This is a genomic window from Kineosporia sp. NBRC 101731 (assembly GCF_030269305.1).
Lineage (GTDB): Bacteria > Actinomycetota > Actinomycetes > Actinomycetales > Kineosporiaceae > Kineosporia.
Window position 1 is genome coordinate 82,174 of the sequence record NZ_BSTC01000007.1, and the last position, 24,190, is coordinate 106,363.

General features: G+C 68.5%; 27 protein-coding genes and 3 pseudogenes. 12 read left to right on the plus strand and 18 right to left on the minus strand.

The window, feature by feature from the left end; all coding sequences use genetic code 11:
- Window positions 1-96: 96 nt before the first annotated feature.
- Window positions 97-1,104 carry a LacI family DNA-binding transcriptional regulator gene (locus QSK05_RS20435; RefSeq protein WP_285598862.1) on the minus strand — a complete coding sequence of 336 codons (1,008 nt, stop codon included), beginning with the start codon at window positions 1,102-1,104 and terminating at the stop codon, window positions 97-99.
- A gap of 189 nt (window positions 1,105-1,293) precedes the next feature.
- Entirely contained in the window at window positions 1,294-2,142 is an 849-nt protein-coding gene (locus tag QSK05_RS20440) for a LysR family transcriptional regulator (protein ID WP_285598863.1), read from the minus strand.
- A gap of 103 nt (window positions 2,143-2,245) precedes the next feature.
- Between QSK05_RS20440 and QSK05_RS20445 the strand changes: the two genes are divergently transcribed.
- From QSK05_RS20445 to QSK05_RS20455, 3 genes and pseudogenes are all read left to right on the plus strand, one after another.
- Window positions 2,246-2,977, plus strand: coding sequence for an SDR family oxidoreductase (locus QSK05_RS20445; protein ID WP_285598864.1), 732 nt, complete (start codon window positions 2,246-2,248; stop codon window positions 2,975-2,977).
- Window positions 2,978-3,018: 41 nt separating this feature from the next.
- Complete coding sequence (locus QSK05_RS20450) at window positions 3,019-3,645, plus strand: NADPH-dependent F420 reductase (RefSeq protein WP_285598865.1); 627 nt, start codon at window positions 3,019-3,021, stop codon at window positions 3,643-3,645.
- Window positions 3,642-4,434, plus strand: a pseudogene (locus QSK05_RS20455) (alpha/beta hydrolase family protein). The gene QSK05_RS20450 and the pseudogene QSK05_RS20455 overlap by 4 nt, the downstream one beginning before the upstream one ends.
- 296 nt (window positions 4,435-4,730) lie before the next feature.
- Here the strand turns inward: QSK05_RS20455 and QSK05_RS20465 are convergent.
- The 5 genes from QSK05_RS20465 to QSK05_RS20485 form a co-directional block, all read right to left on the minus strand.
- A complete protein-coding gene (locus QSK05_RS20465; protein WP_285598868.1) occupies window positions 4,731-5,177 on the minus strand; it encodes a hypothetical protein in 447 nt (148 codons plus the stop codon).
- Between the two features lie 25 nt (window positions 5,178-5,202).
- Window positions 5,203-5,478 carry a matrixin family metalloprotease gene (locus tag QSK05_RS20470; protein WP_285598869.1) on the minus strand — a complete coding sequence of 92 codons (276 nt, stop codon included), beginning with the start codon at window positions 5,476-5,478 and terminating at the stop codon, window positions 5,203-5,205.
- Window positions 5,479-5,529: 51 nt separating this feature from the next.
- Complete coding sequence (locus QSK05_RS20475; protein ID WP_285598871.1) at window positions 5,530-5,730, minus strand: hypothetical protein; 201 nt, start codon at window positions 5,728-5,730, stop codon at window positions 5,530-5,532.
- 72 nt (window positions 5,731-5,802) lie between these two features.
- A complete protein-coding gene (locus QSK05_RS20480; protein WP_285598872.1) occupies window positions 5,803-6,255 on the minus strand; it encodes a hypothetical protein in 453 nt (150 codons plus the stop codon).
- A gap of 129 nt (window positions 6,256-6,384) precedes the next feature.
- On the minus strand, window positions 6,385-6,855 hold the full coding sequence (locus QSK05_RS20485) for a DUF6281 family protein (protein WP_285598873.1): 471 nt from the start codon (window positions 6,853-6,855) through the stop codon (window positions 6,385-6,387).
- Window positions 6,856-7,060: 205 nt separating this feature from the next.
- On the opposite strand from QSK05_RS20485, the pseudogene QSK05_RS20490 reads away from it, so the two are divergent.
- From QSK05_RS20490 to QSK05_RS20500, 3 genes and pseudogenes are all read left to right on the plus strand, one after another.
- Window positions 7,061-7,432 (plus strand): annotated as a pseudogene (locus tag QSK05_RS20490) (carboxylesterase family protein); the annotation flags it as partial.
- Between the two features lie 81 nt (window positions 7,433-7,513).
- Window positions 7,514-7,903: an ABC transporter transmembrane domain-containing protein gene (locus QSK05_RS20495; RefSeq protein ID WP_352302106.1), complete on the plus strand. Its 390-nt coding sequence runs from the start codon at window positions 7,514-7,516 to the stop codon at window positions 7,901-7,903.
- Window positions 7,904-7,953: 50 nt separating this feature from the next.
- Window positions 7,954-8,496 (plus strand): annotated as a pseudogene (locus tag QSK05_RS20500) (ATP-binding cassette domain-containing protein); the annotation flags it as partial.
- A gap of 87 nt (window positions 8,497-8,583) precedes the next feature.
- Here the strand turns inward: QSK05_RS20500 and QSK05_RS20505 are convergent.
- Window positions 8,584-8,784 carry a hypothetical protein gene (locus QSK05_RS20505; protein WP_285598875.1) on the minus strand — a complete coding sequence of 67 codons (201 nt, stop codon included), beginning with the start codon at window positions 8,782-8,784 and terminating at the stop codon, window positions 8,584-8,586.
- 391 nt (window positions 8,785-9,175) lie between these two features.
- Between QSK05_RS20505 and QSK05_RS20510 the strand changes: the two genes are divergently transcribed.
- The gene (locus QSK05_RS20510) at window positions 9,176-10,681 is read left to right on the plus strand and encodes an MFS transporter (RefSeq protein ID WP_285598876.1); all 1,506 of its coding nucleotides are present in this window, start codon (window positions 9,176-9,178) and stop codon (window positions 10,679-10,681) included.
- Window positions 10,682-10,831: 150 nt separating this feature from the next.
- Here the strand turns inward: QSK05_RS20510 and QSK05_RS20515 are convergent, their stop codons facing one another.
- On the minus strand, window positions 10,832-11,776 hold the full coding sequence (locus tag QSK05_RS20515; RefSeq protein WP_285598877.1) for a DMT family transporter: 945 nt from the start codon (window positions 11,774-11,776) through the stop codon (window positions 10,832-10,834).
- 71 nt (window positions 11,777-11,847) lie between these two features.
- On the opposite strand from QSK05_RS20515, the gene QSK05_RS20520 reads away from it, so the two are divergent.
- Window positions 11,848-12,756, plus strand: a complete 909-nt coding sequence (locus tag QSK05_RS20520; RefSeq protein WP_285598878.1) for a LysR family transcriptional regulator — start codon at window positions 11,848-11,850, stop codon at window positions 12,754-12,756.
- 1 nt (window position 12,757) lies between these two features.
- On the opposite strand, the gene QSK05_RS20525 is transcribed toward QSK05_RS20520, so the two are convergent.
- The 4 genes from QSK05_RS20525 to QSK05_RS20540 form a co-directional block, all read right to left on the minus strand.
- A complete protein-coding gene (locus QSK05_RS20525; RefSeq protein ID WP_285598879.1) occupies window positions 12,758-12,988 on the minus strand; it encodes a DUF397 domain-containing protein in 231 nt (76 codons plus the stop codon).
- Between the two features lie 228 nt (window positions 12,989-13,216).
- Window positions 13,217-14,071 (minus strand): RpnC/YadD family protein, encoded by an 855-nt coding sequence (locus QSK05_RS20530; protein WP_285598880.1) that lies wholly within the window; start codon window positions 14,069-14,071, stop codon window positions 13,217-13,219.
- 160 nt (window positions 14,072-14,231) lie between these two features.
- The gene (locus tag QSK05_RS20535; RefSeq protein WP_285598881.1) at window positions 14,232-14,432 is read right to left on the minus strand and encodes a DUF397 domain-containing protein; all 201 of its coding nucleotides are present in this window, start codon (window positions 14,430-14,432) and stop codon (window positions 14,232-14,234) included.
- A complete protein-coding gene (locus QSK05_RS20540; protein WP_285598882.1) occupies window positions 14,429-15,238 on the minus strand; it encodes a DUF5753 domain-containing protein in 810 nt (269 codons plus the stop codon). Before QSK05_RS20540 ends, QSK05_RS20535 begins: the two co-directional genes overlap by 4 nt.
- A gap of 541 nt (window positions 15,239-15,779) precedes the next feature.
- On the opposite strand from QSK05_RS20540, the gene QSK05_RS20545 reads away from it, so the two are divergent.
- A complete protein-coding gene (locus QSK05_RS20545; RefSeq protein WP_285598883.1) occupies window positions 15,780-16,061 on the plus strand; it encodes a hypothetical protein in 282 nt (93 codons plus the stop codon).
- A 7-nt stretch (window positions 16,062-16,068) separates the two neighbouring features.
- On the opposite strand, the gene QSK05_RS20550 is transcribed toward QSK05_RS20545, so the two are convergent.
- A complete protein-coding gene (locus QSK05_RS20550; protein WP_285598884.1) occupies window positions 16,069-16,464 on the minus strand; it encodes a DUF4406 domain-containing protein in 396 nt (131 codons plus the stop codon).
- A gap of 55 nt (window positions 16,465-16,519) precedes the next feature.
- Here QSK05_RS20550 and QSK05_RS20555 point away from each other — a divergent pair, with 55 nt between their 5' ends.
- The 3 genes from QSK05_RS20555 to QSK05_RS20565 all read left to right on the plus strand — a co-directional run bounded on the left by QSK05_RS20555 (window position 16,520) and on the right by QSK05_RS20565 (window position 19,204).
- Entirely contained in the window at window positions 16,520-17,278 is a 759-nt protein-coding gene (locus tag QSK05_RS20555; protein WP_285598885.1) for a DeoR/GlpR family DNA-binding transcription regulator, read from the plus strand.
- The gene (locus tag QSK05_RS20560; RefSeq protein WP_285598886.1) at window positions 17,275-17,547 is read left to right on the plus strand and encodes a hypothetical protein; all 273 of its coding nucleotides are present in this window, start codon (window positions 17,275-17,277) and stop codon (window positions 17,545-17,547) included. Before QSK05_RS20555 ends, QSK05_RS20560 begins: the two co-directional genes overlap by 4 nt.
- Before the next feature lie 130 nt (window positions 17,548-17,677).
- Window positions 17,678-19,204, plus strand: coding sequence for a hypothetical protein (locus QSK05_RS20565; protein ID WP_285598887.1), 1,527 nt, complete (start codon window positions 17,678-17,680; stop codon window positions 19,202-19,204).
- 48 nt (window positions 19,205-19,252) lie between these two features.
- On the opposite strand, the gene QSK05_RS20570 is transcribed toward QSK05_RS20565, so the two are convergent.
- From QSK05_RS20570 to QSK05_RS20585, 4 genes are all read right to left on the minus strand, one after another.
- Window positions 19,253-20,185 carry a glycoside hydrolase family 26 protein gene (locus QSK05_RS20570; protein ID WP_285598888.1) on the minus strand — a complete coding sequence of 311 codons (933 nt, stop codon included), beginning with the start codon at window positions 20,183-20,185 and terminating at the stop codon, window positions 19,253-19,255.
- Window positions 20,186-20,234: 49 nt separating this feature from the next.
- Window positions 20,235-20,636, minus strand: coding sequence for an NUDIX hydrolase (locus QSK05_RS20575; protein WP_285598889.1), 402 nt, complete (start codon window positions 20,634-20,636; stop codon window positions 20,235-20,237).
- A complete protein-coding gene (locus tag QSK05_RS20580) occupies window positions 20,633-23,398 on the minus strand; it encodes a cation-translocating P-type ATPase (protein WP_285598890.1) in 2,766 nt (921 codons plus the stop codon). Before QSK05_RS20580 ends, QSK05_RS20575 begins: the two co-directional genes overlap by 4 nt.
- A gap of 157 nt (window positions 23,399-23,555) precedes the next feature.
- The gene (locus QSK05_RS20585; RefSeq protein ID WP_285598891.1) at window positions 23,556-24,161 is read right to left on the minus strand and encodes a J domain-containing protein; all 606 of its coding nucleotides are present in this window, start codon (window positions 24,159-24,161) and stop codon (window positions 23,556-23,558) included.
- Window positions 24,162-24,190 lie beyond the last annotated feature (29 nt).

The following is a 24,190-nucleotide window of genomic DNA, read 5'->3' on the forward strand; positions in this document are numbered from 1 at the left end:
GAGGTCCACCGGAAACGGTGCGAGCTGAAGCGCGCGACCGGGATCGTCGATCCGGTTCGACGACGTGTCGGCTGGATCCCGCCCGGGCGGGACGGTTCAGTGGGTTGATCCTCGATCGATCAGGTGCGGGACGATGAACCGGGGTACGGAACGGTCCATCACCCCGGGATTGTCGATCCGTCGTACCAGTGCCTCGACCGCCGACCGGCCGAGAAGGCCCGGGGCGGATTCGACGAAGGTGTAGGGCAGGGAGAACATCCGGGCGAAGTCCGCGGAGTAGAGACTGACCACGGACAGGTCACCGGGGACCGCGACACCACGGACGCCGAGCACCGCGGGGAGCATGGCCACCGTCGCGTCGTTGTGCACGATCAGGGCGGTGGCTGCCTCGTGAGCATCGAGGATGCCGTTGACGGTGGAGGGGATGCGGGACGGGTCGGCCTCGCCGTGATGGACCATCAGCCGCACGCCGCGCAGGGCCGCCTGCTCCACCGCCGCGTCGCGGAAGCGCCAGCTGTAGGCGCCGCCCCGGGCGAACACATGCTCGGGCGGGGTGATCAGGACGATCTCGTGATGGCCCAGATCGATGAGGTGATCGATGATCTGGCGGGCGGCCTCGCCGAAATCGAGGTCGTAGACGTCCAGTCCCTCGCTGTCGCCGGGCAGTCCGACCGTCGCCGCGGGCGCTTGGGCCTGCCGCAGGACCGGTAGCCGGGGGTCGTCGTGCAGCACGTCGAGCAGCACCACACCGTCGACCATGCCGGAGTCGGTGATCCGCCGGAGCGCGGCCGGCCCGTCGTGGTCGGTCACCAGAAGGATGTCGTAGCCCTTCCGGCGAGCGGTCTCGGTGACGGCCATGACGTACTGGAGCATGGCCGGGGCGAACTCGTCCGGTTCGAACTGCAGCAGCAGGCCGAGCACCATCGTGCGCTGGGTGGCCAGGGCCCGGGCACCGGCGTTGGCGGTGAATCCCAGGCTCTGGATGGCGTCAAGGATCCGCTGTCGGGTCTCGTCGGAGATGCTGCGCTTGCCGGACAGCGCGTACGAGACCGTGCTGCGGGAGACTCCCGCGACTCTGGCCACATCGGCAATGGTCGGGCCCATGAGCACCTTTTCACCGTCGAACCGGTTCGAACAAATGTAGCGTGCGCCTCACCCGGCGACAAGAAGCGTCGTGACGGAAGCTGTCGAAGGCGGTCGGTGCGACTCATCGCCGTTGGTTCGCTCCACCGCGAAAAGTCTTGAAAGTCAGACCATTTCGCCGAGTATCAGGACTCTGGTCCGGGGAGGAGTTCAGAGCCGGACGGCAGTTCGCACCAGGTCGGCGACCGCACGGGAACGGCTGTTGGGTGGCCAGGCGATCACCGTGGTGACCTTCGGCGCGTCGACGAGGGGAACGGCCACCGTGTCGTCGCGCAGCTGCGACCGGCAGGATTCCGGTGACACCATCAGTGTGCGGCCCAGGGAGATGAGCTGCAGGAGCTGGGCGTGGCTCTGGACCTCGGGACCGGGCCCGGGCGGGTAGGAGCCGTCGGGGGCGGGCCAGCGCGGTCGGGGCAGCTCCGGCACGTCGTCCAGATCGCTCAGGCGCAGGCTCGGGTGGGTGGTGAGCAGGTGCCCGGCCGGGAGCACCGCCACCTGCCCTTCGGTGAGGAGCTCTTCGGTGTCGAAACCGGTGATGTCGTCGAACGGCCGGTGGAGGATCGCGACGTCGGCCCGGCCGCCGGCCAGCAGGCGTCCCTGCTCGCCGGGCCCGCAGAGCATGACGTCGACCTGGATCGACCCGGGCTCGGCCGCGTAGGCGTGCAGCAGCTTCGCCAGGAGCTCGCTGGAGGCACCGGCCTTGGTGACCAGGACGATGCTGGGCCGCCCGGCGGCCGCCTGGGCCGCGCGCCGGGTGCGGTGCTCGGCGGCCTCCATCGCGTCCAGAGCGGCGCGGCCCTCGTGCAGCAGCACGGCACCGGCCGCGGTCAGGCTCACCGAGTGGCTGTCGCGCTGTAGCAGGGTGACGCCTATCCGGCGTTCGAGCTGGCTGATCGCCCGGGACAGGGGTGGCTGGGCCATGCCGAGGCGCTGCGCGGCCCGGCCGAAATGCAACTCCTGCGCCACGGCGACGAAGTACCGCAGTTCCCTGGTCTCCACCGCCTCAGCCTACGCCCGCCTCCGGCCGGCAATACCGTGGCGGTATCGCGCCTGACCCAGGCGGTGTTGGACCCCTGACCCGGCCCGGCCGCACGATCGAGACATGAGTGAAACGAAGGCCGCCCTGGTCACGGGCGCGAACAAGGGCATCGGCTACGAGATTGCGGCGGGCCTGGGCGCGCTGGGCTGGAGCGTCGGGATCGGCGCCCGGGACCAGGTCCGCCGGGACGCGGCGGTGGCCCGGCTGCGGGCCACCGGCGTGGACGCCTTCTCCGTCCCGCTGGACGTGACCGACGACCACAGCGTCGCCGCGGCCGCCGAACTGATCGCCGATCGGGTCGGCCACCTGGACGCCCTGGTCAATAACGCCGGGATCACCGGCGGGCACCCGCAGCAGCCCAGCACCGTCGCCCCCGACATCATCCGCACGGTCGTGGAGACCAACGTCATCGGCGTCATCCGGGTCACCAACGCAATGCTGCCCCTGCTGCGCCAGGCCCCCTCGCCGCGGATCGTGAACATGTCCAGCAGCGTCGGCTCCCTGACCCGTCAGTCCGGGCCCGGCAGCGAGACCACCACCGGCCCCGTCGCCGTGGCCTACGCCCCCTCGAAAACCTTCCTGAATGCCGTGACCCTGCAATACGTGCAGGAACTGGCCGGCACGAACATCCTCATCAACTGCGCCTGCCCGGGATTCGTCGCCACCGACCTCAACGGATTCCGCGGCGTGCGCAGCCCTCAGGAAGGAGCCGCGACCGCGATCCGCCTGGCCACCCTCCCCGACCACGGACCGACCGGAGGCTTCTTCGAGGACGCAGGCGTCGTCCCCTGGTGATCCCTTCTCCTCGCGGCCAGTCTCTTCCAAGGGAAAAGTCAATGAAAATAGCAGTTCTCGGCACCGGTAAGGTCGGTACGGCCCTCGGGACCCGGCTCGCCGCCGCCGGTCACCAGGTGGTCCTCGGATCGCGAACCCGTGCCGGTGAACCGGGAATCCTCAGCCGGCGCGAGGCCGTCGCCTCCGCCGACGTGGTCATCACCGCCATCCCCGGCACCGACGTGGTCAGCACCCTGGAAGACATCGGCGAAGACGTCCTGAACGCCAAGATCGTGCTCGACCCCTCGGCTGCCTTCACCCCGCAGATGACGATGGCCTACCCCGGCGACAGCGTCGGTCAGCAGATCCAGACCCGATTCCCGCGAGCGCGCGTGGTGAAGACGCTCAACACCATGAATGTCACCGTCATGGTCGACCCGCTGGCCTCCGTGCCCCAGGCGACCGTGTTCGTCAGCGGTGACGACGCCCAGGCCAAGACCGCGGTCACCGGCCTACTGGCCGATCTGGGCTGGCCGCACGACAGCATCCTGGATCTGGGTGGCATCGACACCGCCCTGGCCACCGAGCACGCCGCCCCACTGTTCTTCGCGACCGTCGGGGCCCTGGGGACGGCGACCTTCAACATCTCCATCTCCCGCGCCCACGACCCGTCAGGACAACCGCGATGAGCACCCCCTTCACCGAGGCCGCCGGCCTGCCCGTCAACGCCGCCCTGCCCGTCGTCACCTTCAGCCCCGTGACACTGACCGTCCCCGGCCGCCCGGTACCCCTGGAGATCAAGGTCTCCGCGCCCGCGACCGGTGAGAACCTGCCCGTCATCCTGCTCTCCCACGGCCACGGCGCATCCAACTTCCTGGCCTCCCTGCACGGTTACGGCCCCCTCGCGAACTTCTGGGCCGCACACGGTTTCGCCGTCCTGCAACCCAGCCACCTGGACTTCACCGGCCTGGGGCTGCGCGACGACGCCGCCGCCGGGGGCCCGCTGTTCTGGCGCTCGCGGGCGCAGGACCTGAGGTTCGTCCTCGATCGTCTCGGCGACATCGAAACAGTGGTGCCGGGGCTGGCGGGCCGCGTGGACCGCAGCAGGATCGCCGCCGTCGGGCACTCGCTGGGTGGTCACACCGTCAGCCTGCTCGCCGGGATGACCGTGACCGGTGTTCAGCGAGCAGGAGAACTGGCGCGCCGACGCGTACCACCGGAGTCCGGTGTGTCAGGGCGTGAACAAGACGCTGCTGAACCTGTTCGGGGCCGAGCACATGTTCGGTGGTGTCTCCGGGTATGACGCGGGTGAGACCAGCGATGAGAACCCTGAACGCGTGGCTGCCGTGCGGGCGCTCGTGTGGGCCTACCTGCGCAGTGCCCTGAATCCCGACGACCCGGCCTGGGCCGAGGCCGTCGCTGTCCTGGCCGCGCAGCCCACCCCGTGGGGCCGGGTCGAGGTCGCAGGGGGGCGGTGAGGGAGTCCCGGCCCCGGTCTATGGTGCTTCACCTGTCTTGAGATCGGTGCGGTTGGAGAGGGTGGGAGTTCCGTGGAGCGCAAAGAGGCTGTCGCACGGTTCGAATCGATGCATGCGGCCGGTCTGCCACCGTGGGTGGCCGCCCATCCGCAACAGGCGATCGTCGACCTGGAGTCAGCTCCTCGGGGTGAACTGCACGGTGAGGACCACACCGGACGAGGTGATCCGGTTCTCTCCGGGTTTCTTTGGCACCCTGGTTTCGACCATCGGCTGAAACCGATACGTCGTGCCGAATTTCAGCGAGCGGACCACGAACTGGGTTGAATTGGAGGCCTCTTCCTGCTGGGGGTGATGGGTGCGGCGCTTTTCGGCAAAGTCGGCAGATCGTCGGAGACGCCGAGTTTGGTGTCCACGTTGACGTCGGCGGTGAATGGCCCGCTGCCCTTGGTGCTGTACCGGAAGGACATGGTGACCAGCGCGTCGTAGGACCTGGCCTGGTCCGGTACGATCGCCACCATCGGATCCACTTCGGCATGGCCGCCAGTGATGTGCGAGTACGGCTTCTTGTAGAGCTGATACGTGGTTTCTGGCCCGGCGGCGTAGGTGCGGGTGGCCTGGACCGGTGTGGCCAGGACTACGTTCGGGGCCGGTTCGCCCTGGACGGCGGCCACCGCGAGGGCAGTGCCGGAGCTCCCGGTCAACGTCAGACCCAGTGCGGCGATCACCAATAGCTTTCGGTTCAAGCTGTTGCTCCCTCCCCAGTGCGGATCAGTAGATACTGCGCAGACCCAGCACGTCACCCTTGCCAAGAGTGCGGGCCCTGGTGTCACAGTAGAAGGACTTGGTGTACATGGTCAGGTTGTCGTGACCGCTGCCCACATGGCCCATCCCGAACACGTGACCGGCCTCGTGGGTACCGACCGATCGGACGTCGTACTGCGCCGAACAGCTGCCGGAGGCACCGTTGTTGGTGAAGTTGTGATCGTTGGTGTTGTAGCGGACGTCGGCCTCGAGAAGGTCATTCTTGATCCCAGGGGAGGGCACTGACCAGTAGCAGGTTTGACCCCGCGTCTCGTACGGCAGATCGCCAGCATCTCAGGTACTTTCACCATCCCGACTCGTGCAGTCACCACTGGCATTCATGTCGGTCTCGTATGTGGTTAGGCCCTGGTACTGCGACTTGGCATCGACCGTGTCGGTTGAGTAGTCGCTGCAGCTGGTGGTGCTGCCGGTGATGTTGTTGATCGCGTCGGCGAACGCGGCCCGTGCCTCGTCCTTGGTCAGTGCACCGGGCATTCCGCCGTCGCCGACATACCAGTCGTAGGTGCCGTACTCCTTAAGATCGTTAGTGCTGTAGGCGCCGTCGTCTCACGGGCCTACAGCGGCGGTGCTGAACTCATCGCTGTCTTCTGTCCCCGGAGTCTCCTCGGGGTAGGTCACCGTGCCGTCGGCGGCGACCTCGATCTGGAAGCCTTGGATGCCGTCTTCTGAGAGGGCCTCGACCCCGGCGGCCTCGCCCGGCGCCGGAACAGTGACACCGACATCGCCGGATCGGAGCACGAGGCCGACCGCCTCACACTCGATCGCTGACGAGCCCTCGGGCAGGTCCTCGACGGTGATCGTCTCCTCCTCGGAGAGGTCGCAGTCGTCGGCGGTCACCGCGGCGGTGCTGGCCTGCGAGGAAACCAGGATTGCCCCGGCCGCCAGAACCAGCGAACCCCCAACCAGAAGTGCCCGCCGACGGAGCTGGAGGGCAGGCCTGAAGATCACCACAGGTGGTACTTCCTTCCGTGGAAAATACTCCGGCGAAACGCGTTCCATCGCGGCCGGACGATTAGCCGAAATCCCGGCGACACCTGGCGATGAGAATATCCCGGAAATGGATCATGGACACCCGATCCCTCTTGGCGAGAGATCGATCACCGGGGGTTTGCTAGTGGGGGCGATCCGTTATCCGGCCAGCGCCTGAATCTCCGCCCAGACGTCGGCCGGCACCTTGTCCTGCGGGATGGAGAACACGGTGCCTGATGAAGCCTTGCTCCCGGCTGCGCGAGCGCCGATGACCAGGATGGCGTACTTCGGATCCACTTCACCTAGTTGATGGGCGTCAAATGATGATGGAGCGGTCTCCTCCTGTGAGTCGTTCCCCGATTCACAGAAGCGTTCAACGGCGGTGCCCACGAGGGGGCCGGGCCGTTGGGAAACGATGGACTGCTCAAGGTAGAGCATGCCTTCGTAATTCACTCCGATGACACACGGTTCGCTGCTGCCGGTGCTGACGCAGGCCGTGGTGAGGCCGGGCAGCAGGACCATGGCGGCGAGCAGTGTCGATCGGGACCGAAGTGAGAGCATGTGGCCAACCTCCGCGTGATGATCAACAAGACTAGCGCGCCGACCGCGCAGTTTGCCCGGTTTGTTCATGCCTGGAACTTGGCCCGCCGTGATGGCTGACGAGTCGTCACACTGACCTTGCGGTTGATTGCGAGTCGGGTTGTCCGGGGTATCAACGAAAGCTTGGTCCGGAAGACATGGACGCCAACGGCGAGATCAAAGGTGTGTGTGGAACAGGTCACGGTCACCACGACGTGCGGGCAGCCGGCCGACGTCGTGATGGACGAGGGGGGTACGCCGCTTCCTCGGAATCGGCTACGCCGAGCCGCCGGTCGGCGACCTGCGGGGCAAACTGACCGCCCGCCGCCGCAGCTGGACGGGTGTGCGCGATGCCACCCGGTTCGTGGCCACTGCACCGCAGGTGGCCGGGGCCGGTCCTCCGGCCGAACTGCTGCCCCGGCAAACCGTCTCCGGTGACGACTACCTGAATCTGAACATCTGGGCCCCGGCGACCGGAACTGGTCATCTGGTCCTGGTGTTCATCCACGGTGGATCATCGACCAGCGGCGCGGGCTCCGTCGGTGGCTACGACGGAAGCCGATTCGCGCGGGACGACGTCGTCCTGGTGATCCTCAACTACCGGCTCGGCGCAGAAGGTTTCGCCTGGTTCGGCGACGACGGCGAATCTGTCTCTACACGAACACCCCTGACCGTGGCCACGGTGCTGTTCCGGCGTCGCGCCAACGTGGTGTACAACGAGGCCCGTGACCTGATTTCGATGGTCAACGCGGGCTTTCAGGAAAGGCTTTCGGGTGTGCGTGAGGCCCAGGCGTTCGGGCACACCGAGACCACCGTGCACAGTTTCCAGCAGCTCAACCGGGAATATCTGGAGTCCCGGTCCGGGGCCCAGCGGCTGTCGGCGATGTACTTCCCGTTCAGCCAGTTCCTGGCCGGGGTCGCCGGGGTCATCGTGCTCGGGGTGGGGGCCGGGATGATCCGTGACGACCGCCTCACCAACGGGGCGCTGATCGCCTTCGTCCTCTACATCGACCTGTTCTTCTCACCCATCCAGCAACTTGCGCAGGTCTTCGACGCCTGGCAGCAGACCACGATCTCGGCGCCCGGATCGGGGAGCTGATGCGCACGCCGACGCTGACCCCGAACACCACGACCCCGGTGCATCCCGGGCGGGCGTCGGGCCGGGTCGATCTGGAGGAGGTGCACTTCGCCTACCCCCGGTGCGTTGCCCGCCGCACCCGGCGCCGGGGACCGATGGACGCGCGGACGGCCGGGCCAGAACCGGCGGTCCTCCCGCCGCCGGAAGCCCTGCGCGGCATCGATCTTCGCCTGGCCCCGGGGGAGACCGTGGCGCTGGTGGGGGAGACCGGCGCGGGCAAGTCGACCCTGGTCAAGCGCCAGCGCCAGCGCCAGCGCCAGCTCCTGGCCCTGGCCCGCGCCCAGCTCGTCGACCCGGCGATCCTGCTGCTGGACGAGGCCACGTCCAACCTCGACCTGATCACCGAGGCCAGCGTCAACGCCGCGATGGAAAAGGTCTCCCGCGGTCGCACCACGGTGGTGATCGCCCACCGCCTCCAGACCGCGCGCACGGCCGACCGCATCGTGGTCGTGCACGGCGGTCGGATCGCCGAGATCGGCAGCCACGACGAGCTGGTCGCCGCCCAGAGGCGCTACGCGGCGATGTGGAAGGCCTTCGAGGTCACCCCGACCTGAGACGCCGGTCTCCGAATTCTGCGCTGGGGCCGCAGGAAGTGATTCTGCGGAAGAGAATTGACGGACTCTGGCTACTGGGTTGACGTGCTACTTCTCGGCGTAAAGATCTTCCTCGCGTACCTGGACGATCTCGCCGTTGTCGAACTTCACCGTGAACGAGTGGGCCTTCCCGGGTGACTCATCGACCAGGATCACGGTGCCGGGATCACCTCGCCGCACGGCAGCGAAAAGTACGCCGCTCAGATCGGCGGTGGCAATGACCCGATCACGCTTGTCGAACGCAGCCATGTGATCCCTCCCGGAGTCTCTGACGCGGCGAGCGTACTGATCTCTGCGCCCCGGTCACGCGTGCGACACGGGCCCATTTGCTCGGTCCTTCCCTACCGCCCCCAAGAAGCGACCCGGCCAGGGTCACCGCGCCGAAACCCGCCCCCAATGTCCTGCGTTCGCACCGGCGGCCACCACGGAGCGTCACGTCCACGGGTGTGGGGTGTCGTTGTCGCCCGATTCGCCACACCCATTCTGGTGATGCCCCGGCCCGTTCTGCCAGGAGAAGGCCTTCGCGTCGACAGGCGGACCGTCGCTGAAGTTCAGCCCTGTCCGGGACCGGAGTCGTTCCTCGGTCGGCCGGCGCCCGACCCCCGAAGATGATGCATTCCTCACCCCCGGAAGAGACTCGATGCCCCCGACACCCGAAGCCACCAGCATGAAGGCCACCGAGGCCGGAACTGCGCACGGAGAGCACCATTCCACCCGCTGGTGGATCCTCGCCGTGGCGTGTCTGGCCCAGCTGATGGTGGTGCTGGACGCCACGATCGTGAACATCGCCCTGCCCACCGCCCAGCAGGACATCGGCTTCTCCAACGACAGCCGCCAGTGGGTCGTCACCGGTTACGCGCTCGCCTTCGGGTCGCTGCTGCTGGTCGGTGGACGCCTGGGTGACCTGGTGGGTCGCAAGACGACCTTCATGGTGGGTCTGGTCGGCTTCGCCGGGGCGTCCGCGCTCGGTGGCACCGCGACCACGTTCGGCCTCCTCGTCGGGGCCCGGGCCGGGCAGGGGGTCTTCGGGGCGCTGCTGGCTCCCGCGGCCCTGTCGCTGCTCACCACCACGTTCACCGACCCGCACGAGCGGGGCCGGGCCTTCGCCGTGTTCGGTGCCCTGTCGGGGGCCGGCGGCGCGATCGGCCTGATCCTCGGTGGTGCGCTGACCGAGTACCTGTCCTGGCGCTGGTGCCTGTACGTCAACCTGCCCATCGCTGTGATCGCCCTGGCCGGTGGCTTTCTGCTGCTGCCGCGCCAGCCGCGCGACGAGGACGCCGCCGGTCTGGACATCGCCGGCTCGGTCCTGAGCGTGGCCGGCCTCGTCTCCCTGGTCTACGGTCTGGCCAGCGCCGAGACCGATGGCTGGACCAGCGGGAAGACGCTGGGCTTCATCGTCGCCGGCCTCGTTCTGCTGGTGGTCTTCGCCTGGTCCCAGACCCGGGTCGCGTCCCCCCTGCTGCCCCTGGCCGTCCTGCTGGACCGCAACCGGGGCGGATCGTTCCTGTCGGTCGCCTTCGTCGGCGCCGGCATGTTCGGGGTGTTCCTGTTCCTCACCTATTACCTGACCACGATCCTGGGTTACGAGCCGCTGCCCACCGGCCTGGCGTTCCTGCCGATGATCGGCGGCATCATGTTCTCCGCGCAGACCTCGCCCGCCCTGGTCGAGCGCATCGGGGTGAAGGTCCCGGTCACGGCCGGGTTCCTGATCGCCGCCGTCGGCATGGTCTGGTTCTCCCGGCTGGCGCTCGACAGCTCCTACGCCGGTCACGTGCTGCCCGGCCTGATCGTGGTCGGACTGGGCATCGGCCTGATCATCGCCCCGGCGATGAGCGCGGCCACCGACCGCGTCGACCCCGACCACGCCGGTGTGGCCTCGGCCGCCGTCAACACGTTCCAGCAGATCGGCGGCTCCATCGGCACCGCGGTGTTCAGTGCCGTCGCCGCCAGCGCCGCGAACGAGTACCTGGTGGGCAAGAACCCGGCCGATGCCGCCGTGGTGGCAGGCTCCTACCTGGAGAGCTACACCACCGCGTTCCTCTGGGCCGCCTTCGTCTTCGCCGCCGGAGCCGTCATCAGCGGGGTGCTCCTACGGCACGGTGCCCTGGTCCGCGACCCGGACGCGGCCCCGGTGATGGCCCACTGATCCGCCCCGCTTCTTTGAGTTCGTGATCATGCGAGACCTCCCCGGAGCTCCGGGGAGGTCTCGCATGATCACGGGGGGTGGTCACAGTGCAGTGATGGATCCCCGCAGGCTCTTGCCGTTGACCGCGATACCCATCGACTCGGTATCGGGTTACTGGCCGGGTTGGGATGTGACGGGCTCCGGACGGTCGGTGGCCTTGGCTCCCATGCGGTGGGTGCGCTCGACGTGCTGGCCGTAATAGGTCGCGACGAGGATCAGGCAGGCTCCCAAGGCCGCTACTGCGGTGAGGCTTTCGTCGCCGAGGCGGACTCCGACGGCGACGGCCCAGATCGGCTCGGTGCCCATCAGCAGACTGGCCCGGCTGGGTGAGGTGCGACGGATGGCCCAGGTCTGGGCCAGGAAGGCGAAGACGGTGCAGGCCAGAGCCAGGTAGATCAACTGTGCCCACGCGACGGACGGCAGGTGGGTCACTGCCGCCCCCAGCTGCGGTGCGGCGGCCACGGACAGCAGCAGAGCACCAGTCGCGGCCTGGACCGTGGTGAGCACCAGCGAGCTGTACCGGCGGGCGGCGGTCAGGCGGCCGATCAGGCTGACGTGCACCGCGCGGACCGCTGCGGCCGCCAGCATGAGGCCGTCTCCCCATCCGGGGGCCCGAAGGCCGTCGTCGGAGACCAGCAACGCCACGCCCACCACCGCGACGGTAGTGGCGGCGAAGAAGGGTGCAGGCAGCGAGGTGCGACCCCAGGCGGTGTCCAGCAGCGGGGTGAAGACCACGGTCAGGCTGATGATGAGGCCGGCGTTGGTCGCTGTGGTCGCAGAGACGCCGAACGTCTCCAACGTGAGCACGCAGGCCTGGGTACAGCCCAGCAGAACGCCGACGCTGACCTCTTTCGTACCGGAGGCCTTCACCCGGGTCCACCGGCACACCAGCGCCAGGGCGACCGCTGAAAGCACATAACGCAAGGACAGCACGACGAGCACGGACGCTGCTGCGGTGAGCCCTTTGGCCACCAGGTAGCTGCTGCCCCACACCAGGGCGACGCCCATGAGAACGGCATCTGTGGTGCGATCGGTCCGGGCATTGGTTGCTCTCACAGCCCGAGCATCACGGCCTCGCCGATGAAGATCAATCACGTGTTGCTTCACTAAAGATGTAGCGTGTCTTCATGGACGCTCGTCAGCTCCTGGTCCTGCGCGAGCTCCAGGACCGCGGCAGTGTCACGGCGGTGGCCGAGGCGCTGTTCATCACTCCTTCAGCGGTCTCCCAGCAGCTCGCGGCGCTGCAGCGCGGTGTGCCGGTCGCGCTCACCCAGCGCCGGGGGCGCATCCTGGTTCTCACCGAGGCCGGGCAGGCACTGGCTGCTGCCGCGACCGATGTCGCCACCGCCCTGGCGCGCGCCGAGGCCGCAGTTGACGTATTCCTCGACGATGGGCACGGAACCGTGCGCATCGCCGCCTACTCCAGCGCGGGCATAATCTTCTTCCCAGCGCTGCTGCGCGCCGTCGGCGCCGGCGGACCGGTGATCGAGTGCACTGAGCACGACGTGCCCCAGGCCGACTTCCCCGCGCTGTGTGCCGATTACGGCATCGTTCTGGCCCACCGGCTCGACCACAGCCCGCCGTGGCCGACGACGGTCACGGTCACGCCGCTCCTGCACGAACCCCTCGATGTCGCCGTGCCCGCCGACCACCCCCTGGCCGGGCAAGAGACCGTCACCGCCGAGCAGGTGAGTGATCAGCCCTGGATCGCCGTGCACGAGGGGTTTCCTCTCCTTGCCCCGCTCGAGGCGATCGCGGCGGCGGCGGGCCGCCCGTTGACGATTGTCCACCGCATCAACGACCTCACCGTCGCCGCGAGCCTGGTCACCGCCGGTGCAGGTATCGCCCTCATGCCGCGCTACACCGCGCCGGTATTACCCGACCTCGTGCTGCGGCCGTTGGCCGGCATGCAGCTCGCTCGTCATGTCGACGCCCTCGTTCGGCCCGAAAGTGCCTTGCGCACAACGGTCAGCAGTGTTCTCGGGGCCCTGATTCGCTCGGCGGAACACCTCGTCACCGAAAGCGCCGCGCGATAGTTCAGGAAAGAGGCCCAGCGAGGTGGCTGAACTCGCCCGCTTCGATGTCGGCCTCGAACGCAGCCCACTGCGTGAATGTGTAGGACTGCACGACGCCTGCATGGTTCTTGGTGTCGCGAACTTCGCTGCGGTCGTTGGTGCGGCGGACCTCCACGCAATTCTGGTCGCCGCTGAACGACGACTTCTGCCCCTGGGCGGTGTCGGTGGTGTCGGTGGTGCTGGAATCGCTCATGCCAGGAGCTCCTGAGTGACGCTCCTCGTAGATCACCGGCGCCGGCCCGGTGGTCGGAACAGTCGCCCCGCAGGCGCGGGAACGCCTTCTCGACACGCACCTCGCGGGCCTGCGGGGACCCCGTTCCCCAGTACCCGCCCGGGACTGAGCACCGGTCAGCGGGACGAGGTGATGGCCTTCCGGCTGACCGGGGCCGGCTGAGACCGGTACACCTGTGCTTCGGAGGGTTCAGGGGGCGATGTCTTCCGGTTTCGTGGCCGCGTTGATCGCCTCGACCGCGGCAGCGTCGTCGCCGGTACGGGCGAGGCGGTCGGCCAGTTCAGGCAGACCGGCCTGATCACCGAACCGGCTGTGCAGAAGGGCGAGTAACACCTTGGCCGAGCCTTCCTGCCGGCCTTCCTGCCGGCCGCGTTGCTGGAGTTCGATGCCGAAGTCGATCTCGCTGTAGAAGTCGGCGACGTCGTTGACGGTCATGGTGTTCTCCTTCCGGATCCGTTCAATCGTAGAGCGGTCCAGGGTGATCGGGGCAAGCGTCATGGCGGCCCAGGCCAGGACCGATCGGCGGTGCGCGGGTTGCCGGCCGATCAGATCCAGGGTCGCGGCCAGGTGCTGCCCGCGCTCTTCCTGGGTACCGCGGCTGAGGACAGCCAGCGGAGCGAGGCCGGGCCGGGACAGCAGGAGGGCCGGGTCGAGTTCCCTGAGGTAGATGGTGCGGAGCCCCAGACAGAATCCGGTGCCGGGGTCGTCCCTGGACTGGAGTCGGCCGTTGCCCAGGACGATGGCGACCTGGGTCAGTCGCATGCCCGGGTGTTTGAGCATGATCTGCCCGCGGTAGCTGGTCATGCGGGCGGCCATGTCGGCTTCGGGGCTACGCATGTATTCCATGTGCAGGAGTTGCTCGGGGCCGGTGCGCACGAGGAGATCGGTCTGCCAGGACTGGTCTTCGAACGAGCCCGGCAGAAAGACCGGCGGCTGGTGTACCGGGATACCCAGCAGGGTGGCGAAAGCCTCGAAGTCGCCTTCTACGACCGGCCGGATCACCCGGTCGTAGATCGGGCCTGGGCGCTTCGGGCGTTCTGTCATGAAAATAGGCTGCCGCAGGGCGCTCTTGATCCGTCGGCACGAGGTGGTGCCTGTGGACAACGGCGGGTTCGTACCGTCCTGTGGGAGGTATGACGATCTACTGCCGGGCAACAAAAGCCAGAGAGCCTCGGTCCGAAGACCGAGGCTCTGGAGAGACGAACTAGAGCAGGTGGTCGAATTCGTTCTTCTTGGCGCCGTCGATCCAGGCGTCGAGCTCTCCGGGCGTGAAGCTCAGGACCGCTCCCTCCGGGTCCTTGCTGTCACGGATCTGAATGGCTCCGTCGTGCCGGCGCATCTCTACGCACTCGCCGCTGTTCGCGGACTTGGCACTCTTGATCCAGCCGGTGTCGCCGTTCGTCACTGCCACTCCCTGATGTCGCGGGATGCTGCCATCGCTGACCGCGCAGCTTCCACGTAGCTCTCGATTATCCGGGGCTCCGAGAGTAACCGACCCCCTTCAATGTGCTCGGTGTAGACCGAGGTCCCGAGCTCCGTCTGCACCAGGGTGAAGTTGCCGCGCATGCCTCCGTGCGGAGGACTGCTGGAAGGGACGTACCTGAGGTTGACCCCCTTCCGTTCGGCCAGAAAACGGATACGCCGCAGTTGCTCGTCCATGACGGTCTGAGAACCGACTCGATGTTCCAGTGCCGCCTGGCTCATGATCACGTCCAGGCGCGAGTCCGAACGGTTCCAGAACGTCTCTTGCCGTTCCTGTCGCAGTTTGATTTGCTCAGCTTCCGCCGTCGCGGTGTCCAGCGGCCAGGCGTCGAGCATGGCGCGGTGATACTCGGCGGTCTGGAGCAGGCCGTTCATCAGGTCACCCGCAATGCTCGTGAGCTGCGTCGACCGCCGCTCCAGAAGCACGTAGAGCCCGAAGCGGGCCGGGTTGGAATCGACCCACGTACCGTCGGGCTGCTCTGTCGCCCGGGCCATCTCGACGAAGAGCGCCGTGCGGGGCGATTCGATGCCGTAGAAGGTGCACAGCGCCTGGATGTGGTCCCACTTGTACGGGCCCTTGCCCGTCTCGATCCTCCAGATTTTCTCTTTACCGCCCAGGAGAGCGAGTTTCACGTCGGCATACGTGTGGTGGGCGCGCAGCCGCGCGGCCTTGAGCTCGGCACCTAATTCCGCGGCGATGGACCACCGCTGATCCCCCTCGGGTGACATGTAGTGAATGTTCGCATACTTGGTGCGTTCGATGAGGCCCGTTCGAAAATCGAACGTTGGCTATGGGTGGTCCATCCCCGAGAGTGTTTCCTGTTCCGCACGGCCAGTTTCCGTGGGAGTCGGAGATTTCGTCGAGTGCAGAAATGTCTGGGGGTGCCGTGAAGAGATTCAAGAGACGTGACGACGCCGTAGGTCACCATCGGATGCCGGGGCGGAGTGGGCGCACGGAAAGTCGTCTCACGAAAGGCGTTGTGGTGTGGGACGCCGAGGTCGTGGGTGCGCTGACGTCTCACCTGCGGCGGCAGGGCATACCGATCCATCAGGTGTCCGTAGTCCCGGACGGTTGTCTTTCGATACGGTTCGAGCCCCACCTCGCGCAGGCCGAGATCCTGGAAGGGCTGTTGCTGTCGTGGCCGGGGATCGTTGCTGTGGAGCGGGCCGAGGCCCACACCCTGTACGCCTACGGTCCGGGTAACGTGCAGGCGTTGAGAAATTTTCGGGATGGACGACGGTCGTCGCCATCGTGGTGGCGGTGGTTCCGGTGAGACCCGGACCGCGGCTGCCGGCCCTGGAGCGGGGCTCACGCCGGGGCCGCGGGGCGGCATCCCCGGTCACCGTGCGGGCGAGCGTGACCATCACCCTGACTGCTTCCCAGGCCCGGCTCCTGGGCTTCCTTGCCGACCTGTGCGAACCGCCCCGGGCGGTGCGGCACTCCAGCTACGCCGCCCTGCAGGCCCAGGGCCTGATCTACCTCCAGGGCGATCTGGCCAAGTACCGCGTCACCGCGCTCGGGCAGCGGACCATCCAGGAACTGGCCGGGTGACCTCGTCCTACCCGACGACGGCCCCGGCCTCGCGCACGGGGATGTCCTCGGCCCGGTAGTAGACGGGCAGGCCCCGGCGGTGGGCGATGGCGACGTCCTGGTCGGCGCCGTTGGACTCCCCGGGCAGGCGCAGAACCGCGTCGCAGTGCTCGAGCAGGCGCTGCGCGGTCGGGTACATGACCTTTTCACTCAGCGGGTCGTTCGGGTCGTGGGGGTCGGCGCCCGCAGAACGCAGGACGGGTAGCGCCACCCATTCCCCGATCATCGGGACGTGACCGGCGGCGAAGACGGGCCAGGCGGCGGCCTCGAGGCGGGTGAGGTTGGCGGCCATCTTGTCCGGGTCGTCGCCGGTGCCCGATCGGTAGGGTCCGGCGATCAGGATGAGGAGCGGTCTGTCGGTCATGGAAGCTAGACTAGGCAGAGCGTGAACAAACGTGCAAGAACGTGAAGGAGTGCGAATGCTGGCGGCGGAACGACGAGACCTCCTCCTGGCCCGGCTGCGGACCGACGGTAAGATCGTCGCCAAGGACCTCGCGGCCGAGCTGGGCCTGTCCGAAGACAGCATCCGCCGCGACCTGCGTGAGATGGCCGCGGCTGGGCTGTGCCAGAAGGTCTACGGGGGAGCGGTTCCCGCCTCGCCGGCGGTGGTCGACTACGGCAGCCGCACCACCGTCGCGCCCGACAGCAAGCAGGCTGTCGCCACCTTCGCCGCCACTCTCGTGCGGCCCGGGGGCGTCGCCATCCTCGACGGCGGCACCACCACGCTGGCCGTCGCCCGGGCCCTGCCCCAGGATCTGGTGTGCACGGTCATCACCCACAGCCCGACCATTGCCGTCGCACTGCTGGGTCATCCGTCCGTCGAGGTCATCCTGCTCGGTGGAAGGCTTTTCAAGCATTCGGCAGTCACCTGCGGCGCGGCCGCCGTCGAGGCCGCCGCGGGTGTCTCGGCCGACGTGTTCCTGCTGGGCGTCACCGGGGTGCATCCGGTGCACGGCCTGACCACCGGGGACGCGGACGAGGCGGCGATGAAACGGGCCCTGTCCCGCCGGGCGGCCGAGACCTACGTGCTGGCCAGTGCCGAGAAGCTGGGTACCGCATCGCGTTACGGCGTGGTCCAGTTCGACGACATTGCCGGGGTGGTGACCGACGGCGACCCGGGCGATACCGTGAACGATTTGGTGGCACGGGGAGTCAGCGTGCTCAGCAGTAACCGGTGAGCACGGCCGACACGGCCTTCCTGATGGTGGCGGCCGAGTCCCGGCTTCAGCACGCGAATGCGCTGAAGAATGTGCTCCTGAGGGTGGTCGACGTGGTGGCCGCCGTCTCGTCGGCCGTGTTCGGGCCGGTCGACCGGGCGGCGGCCGGGCGGCGGCCGGGCTGCTCGGGCTCGGGTGCCTCGCCGGTGGTGCGGTCGGCCCGGTCATCGCCCGGCATTTTCCGGCGTCTCTGCTGCGGCGGGTCATCGGCGTTGTGGGGCTGCTCATAGCCGGCTGGCTGATGGTGGACGCTTCCCGGGGCTGATGCGTTCGCTCCCGATCCACGTTGCGTCTCTCACGTACCGGACGCATGGTGCGAAAGGGCATCATGTTGCCACACGCGTGGGAGGGGATCTGGAAATGTTAGGACGCAGGTATCGAGGCGGGCGCTCCGGCTGGGGTGAGTGGGGGATGGCGGCGATCGGTGTCGTCCTGGTTCTCCTCGTCCTCCTGTTCTGCTGGTGGGCTTTCCACGGCAGCATTTTCGCGGTGCTGCGAACGGTGTGGGCCTCCAGCATGTGGAAGGCGCTGATCGTTCTCGTCGTGCTCGCTGGCGTGGGTGCTCTCGTCGATGCCGAACGGGAGCGCCATCTGCTCGGGGCAGGCACCCTGATCCTGGTGGGTGTGGTCGTCCTTCCGTGCCTGGGGGTCTGGGGCGGATACTTCCGGGCGCACCAGCTGTCGGAGTCGATCGTGGTGACCGACGACGCCCAGCCGGAGTACCAGTGGCGGACGCCGTGGGCCGTGGCCGCCAGTGCGGTGACCAGCCGGGCGGGCAGCGTGGTCGGAACCTTCGAGGAGGACGCGACGACCTTCCTTCCCGCCACCGGCGGCTACGTGACCCCGGTGCGGGCGAAAGGCTGGGTGAAGGGCTTCGATCAGATAGTCGTGCAGACACCGGGTGAGAACGGCGAGAACGCGGTGAAAGTCTGCGATTTCGATGCGCAGGTCCCGGTCGCCCGGGGCTGGTTCCAGTACAACCTGCGTCGGGCGCTGTCGTTCGTCGGGGGTGACCTGATGGCTGACCCGGGCGACGTGTGGGCCTACTGCGAGGGTTCGCAGGCGCGGATGGTGGTTCCGGTCACCCGGTACACCGGCTTCCCCGAACAGCACGAAGTACCCGCCGGGGTGGTCGTCTTCGACGGTGACAGTGCCGTCCTGGACAAGGACGTCAAGGCCGGTGAGCTGCCCGGGCCGGTGTACCCGATGTCACTGGCGGCCAAGCAGCGCGAGGCCTCGCACGCGCAGACCGGATTCATGGACCGGCTGTTCCGGCGCAGCGGCTACGAAACGGTCGGCAAGGCGGGGGAAGGGCCGGACGCGGGCAACGAGTCCGAGTTGCTCCTGCGGCGGACCAACAGCGTCCGCTGGGACTTCGTCACCGGCCTGACGCCCCGGGGCACGTCCACGTCCGTCACCGCGGTCTCCACGATGCCCGCCGACGAGGTGCACGACGGGAAGCTGAACACGCTGACCGTGCACCGCATGGCCAAGGACAAGGTCCGTCAGGGAAATGCCGCCCTGGCCAACGCCATCATCGCGGCCTTCCCGCAGCTGAACTGGAACGCCAACCAGCTCACGCTCAAGGAGGTCGCCCCGACCTCCAGCGGCACCTGGACCGCCTCGATCACCAAGACCACCACGGTGACGCGTCTGGTGGAGATTGCCGAGGACGGCGCCATGTGCCTCACCTACACCAACGGTGACCAGATCGACTGCGCCGACGCCGGCGGGAACTCCGAGAACGACCCGGCGGACGAGGAGGGTCGGGGGCCCTCCGGCGAGGACCTGGAGGACCTGGAGGGTCTGAGCAACGAGGAACTGGCCGAACTCCAGCGACAGATTGCCGACGAGTTCGTCCGGCGTCTCGAGGCCGACGGGGAATGAGGTGTGCCGTGACTGCCTGGGGGTGGCGCACCTGGGCAGTCACGGCCTTTACCGGCGGGTCCCGCCCCACAGGCGGGCGTATTCGGCGCCGGCCTTCGGGTTCGTGGTGAAGTCGCTGAGCAGGTACGGCTCCCGGTCGTGGAAGTAGGTGTCCAGCAGCACCTTTCCGCCGCGGGCGACGTGACGGCGCAAGAAGGTGTGCATCTCGGTGATGTACTGGGGGTTGTCCCCGCCCTGGTGCCCGGCCCACTGTGTGCCCGCGGCCACGCCCCATTCCGGCAGGGCCAGCGGCACCCCCCGTTCGAGGGCGAAGTCCGACCACCAGGTCAGGCCGTGGGGCATGGTCCAGTGCTTGGTGATCCAGTCCGGGGTGTTGTAGGGCTCGAAACAGTCGTAGGCGTCTACGCCCACCCAGTCCATGTGCTCGTCCATCCACACCCGCTGGGCCCAGTCGGCGCGCATGCCGGTCTGGGAGCCGCCGATGTTCGCGTTCAGCCCGACCAGTGCGCGCTCGCCGAGGACGTCCCGGAAGATGGTGGCGTACTGGGCGAATCGCGCCTTCCACTGCGGAAGGTTGGCCTCGGACAGGAACCAGGGCCAGTTGTCGATGTTGAATTCCCAGCCCAGCCGGATGACGCAGACCCGGCCGTCGGCCTTCAGGGCGGTGGCCATCTGGAGCAGCGGCCCGGACAGGTCGTCGTCGAGGGAACCCCCGTCGTAGGCCATGGGCACGCCGACGCTGATCAGGTCACCGAGGTCGGCCGGGGGCAGCCACCACATGTCGGCCAGTCCGGCCGGCCCGGCGTCGCGACTCGGGAAGGCGGCGAAGTGGCCGATCGGCCGGCCCCGCTGCTGGGCGAAGGCTCGCGCCTCGTCGACGGAGTGACCGGTGGTGTGCACGCCCGAGGACCAGGTGATCAGGTCGGAGGGGCCCGGGTCGAGCGCGGACGTGATGCGTCGTGCCAGGTCCCGCCAGCTCATCGCCGAAATATGACAGACCGGGCCAACGACGGCAAGCACATCAGGAGCATCAGCGCAGCCAGGAACGGTCGCGCAGATGATCGAAGACGATCTGGTCGACCGGGGAGACCCGGTCCCGGTCGGAGTACGTCAGTCGGACCAGCTCCGCGATCTCGCTACTGGCCACCGGCGTCCCCTCGAAATCGGCCGTGTAGCAGGTCATCCGCACCATCGTCCCGTCCGGCTGCCCGTCGGCCCGGGCCTCGAAAGTGCCGACGTGAACGGCGGTCCCGGGGTCGACCACGACTGCCAGTTCCTCGCTGACCTCCCGGACCAGGGTGTCGATGTCGCTCTCGCCGGCCTCACGCTTGCCGCCCGGCAGGTAGTAGACGTCTTTCCCGCGGGAGCGGGTGCTGAGGATCTGGCCGTCCGTGACGTGGATCAGGGCGATCTTGTCGATGAGGACCGTCATGGCCTACCCCCGGGGTGTCGTCGGATCCAGCGGGCCAGTTCGTCGACGCCCCACACGAGGATGGGGAAGGGCGCGATGACGATCAGCTGGGTCAGGCTGAGCGAGGCCGTGCCGAAAATGTCCTGCAGCAGTGGAACATAGATGACGGCGCCGGTGAAGACCAGTTCGAAGGCGATCCCGGCCAGCAGCAGGGGGTTGGAGAAGACGCCGACGGTGAAGAGTGAGGCCCGCTCGGTCCGGGCCGCGAAGGCGGTGCCGATCTGACAGGCGACGATCGCGGCGAAGGTGACCGTGGTGGCCTGGAGATAGGCCTGGTGCAGCGGCGTTCCCTCGCCGGTCGGGTCGCCCAGGTGCCAGCCCGACCGGTGCAGGGTGAGCAGGAAAGCGCCCATGACCAGTGCCGCCGAGACGCTACCGAGCAGGAGCCACGCCCGGAGCATCAGCGCGCGGTCGATCACCCCGGCGGTGCGGGAGCGGGGAGGCCTGGTCATCAGCCCGGATTCGGCCGGCTCGCGGCCCAGCGCCAGGGCCGGCAGGGTCTCCGTCCCGAGGTCGATGGCGAGAATCTGCAGAACCGTCAACGGCAGCGGTACCGCCCCACCGGAACCGGCGAAGATCAGGAACGGCACGACCTCGGGTACGGCGTGGGCGAAGATGTAGAGCACGAACTTGCGGACGTTGTCGAACACCCGCCGGCCGGCGTCGACGGCGACCACGATGGTGGCGAAATTGTCGTCGGTCAGCACCATCGTGGCGGCCTCCCGGGCCACGTCCGTGCCGGAACGGCCCATCGCCACGCCGATGTCGGCGTGGCGCAGGGCGGGTGCGTCGTTGACGCCGTCGCCGGTCATGGCCACGACCTGTCCCTGACCGCGCAGCGCTTCGCAGATGCGTAACTTGCCCTCCGGGGAGGCCCGGGCGAAGACGATCTCCTGGCCGCCGGCCAGCAGCGCGTCGAGGTCGGCGTCGCTCAGCCGGTCCAGTTCCGCTCCGGTGACGATCGGGCCGCCCGGGCCACCGATGCCGACCTGCCCGGCGATCTGGGCCGCGGTCGGCCCGTAGTCACCGGTGATCACGTGGATCGTGATCCCGGCCCGGTGGGCCGCCGCGACCGCCTCGTCCACCCCGGCCCGCGGCGGGTCGAGCATCGCGACCAGACCGATGAGGGTGAGCCCGGACTCGGCGTCCTGGCGGGTCGGCGTCACGGTGCCCGGGTCCAGAACCCGGCGGGCGACCGCCAGTACGCGTAAACCCTCGGCGGCATAGGCGTCCAGCGTCCGCTGCAGGCCGGCCCGGTCCGCGTCGTCCAGTGGCCGGTCGTGGCCGTCCTGATCGAGAAGTGCTGTGCAGCAGGGCAGCACGCTCTCCAGGGCGCCCTTGGTCCGGACCGTGGGGCGGTCTGCGACGCGGTCGATGCTGCTCATCCGCTGGAGGTGACCGTCGAAGGCGAACAGCGCCTGGCGACCGTCGTCCCGGTCGGCGCTGCTGACGCCGGAGCCGAGGTCGTCGGCGAGGACCAGCAGGGCCAGTTCGGTCGGGTCGCCGCTGCCGTGCGGCTGGCTCGGGCTCGGCGGTTCGGCGGTCGTGCAGCCGGCCGCGGTGGTGGCCAGCAGGCGGGGCAGGGGGCCGGCGGACTGGCGGACCGGCGGACCGGCGGTCGTGCGGGTGTCGAGCTCGCCCGCGGCCAGCCAGATCCGGGTCACCCTCATCCGGTTCTCGGTCAGGGTCCCGGTCTTGTCCGTGCAGATCACCGTGGTCGAGCCGAGCGTCTCCACCGCCGACAGCCGCTTGACCACCGCTCCGTCCCGGGCCAGTTCCCGCACCCCCGCGGCCAGGGCCAGCGTGATGGTGGGCAGCAGACCTTCGGGCACGTTCGCCACGATCAGCCCGATCGAGAAGCTGATGGCCGCACTCCAGCCCAGCCCGGCCAGGACCCCGACCGGCAGGAAGGCGATCCCGACGGCCACGGCGACGGCCGCGATGATCCAGGTGGCCCGGCGGACCTGACGTTCCAGAGGGCTGGGTTCGCTCGTCGTGCTCTGTGACAAGGCGGCGATCCGGCCCAGCTCGGTCTGCATGCCGGTACGGGTCACCACCGTCCGGGCCTGCCCGCCGGTACAGGCCGTGCCGCTGAACACCAGGTCGGTGGCCTCCAGCAGCGGGCCGATCGTCGCGGCCGGTTCGCCCGAGCGGGTCACCGGCATCGATTCACCGGTCAGCGCCGACAGGTCCAGGGTCATCGAGCCGTCGATGATGCGGGCGTCCGCGCAGATCCGGTCACCCTCGGCGATGATCAGGACGTCGCCGGGAACCAGTTCACGGGCGGGGATCTCACGGTGGACGCCGTCACGGACCACCCGGGCGGTGGCGGGCAGGAACGCGGCCAGCGCCTCGACCGCCCGCTCGGCCTGCATCTCCTGCACGAAGGCGAATCCCGCGTTGAGCAGGATCACCGCCAGGACGGCGAGCGACAGCGCCGGGGTGCCACCGGCCCAGGCCAGGACGGCCGCCAGGGCCAGCAGGATCGCCAGCGGCTGGGTGAACTGCGAGAGCAGTTCCCCCGGCCAGCGCCGGCCACCCTTGCGGGTGATCTCGTTGGCGCCGTGAACCCTCTGGCGGCGGGCGGCTTCGCGCCCACCCAGCCCGGCGGGCGTGGTGCGCAGATCGCGGAGCAGTTCCGTCAGCGAGCGCTGCGCGTCGACATCGAAGGAATCCGGTTCCGGACCGGCTCCGGTGGGGACGACCACTGCGGCGGCGGTCACGACGGGGCACGATCGGTCACGGCACAACTCCCACCGGGATGCGCGTACCACCCGGGGTCATGGATCTCGGCGGAGCCCGCGACTCACTCGTCTGCCGGGGTCTCCACCCTCAACCTACGCCCTATCCACAGACCGGGCGGCGCAGTCATCCGGGCAGTCATCCGGGCAGCGTCGGATCCGGCCAGGACAGGCGCGATTCCCAGGTCATGCCGTGGACGCAGGTGTAGGCGGTGGCGCGGATCAGGTGGGCGTACGCCGGCTCGGAGGTCTGCCCCTCGGGCAGGGACTCCTCGTAGGAGGTGAAGGATTTGGCCAGAGCCATGAAGGCCGCGACCTGCAGACCGCCTTCCAGTACCGAGACGTGACCCTCGACCATCTCCAGGGCCCGGGGGATGTACTCGGCGGCCCCCTGCAGGATCCGGGTGACGATGGCCTGCTCCAGTCCCGGCAGATCGCGGCCCTGGCCCAGGACCTCGGCCAGGGCCGCGGTCACGTGCACGAGCACCTGGCTGCGTTGCTCCTTCGAGGGCTGGGGCTGCACCAGCAGCGCCTGGTCGTGCTCGGCCCGGCGCTGCGCGTCGTGCAGGGTCGAGTAGGCCAGGCTGACCCGGGCCATGGCTGCGGTGGCGCGTTCCTTCTGCAGCGCACCCGAACGCCGGTCCGGGTGCAGGACCCAGGCCAGCCGCCGGTACTGACGGCGGATACCGCTCGGGTCGGCCGAGGGCGCCACCCCCAGCACGCTGTAGTAGTTCTCGACGGGCACGGCGAGCTCGCTAAACGGCCTGGTTACTG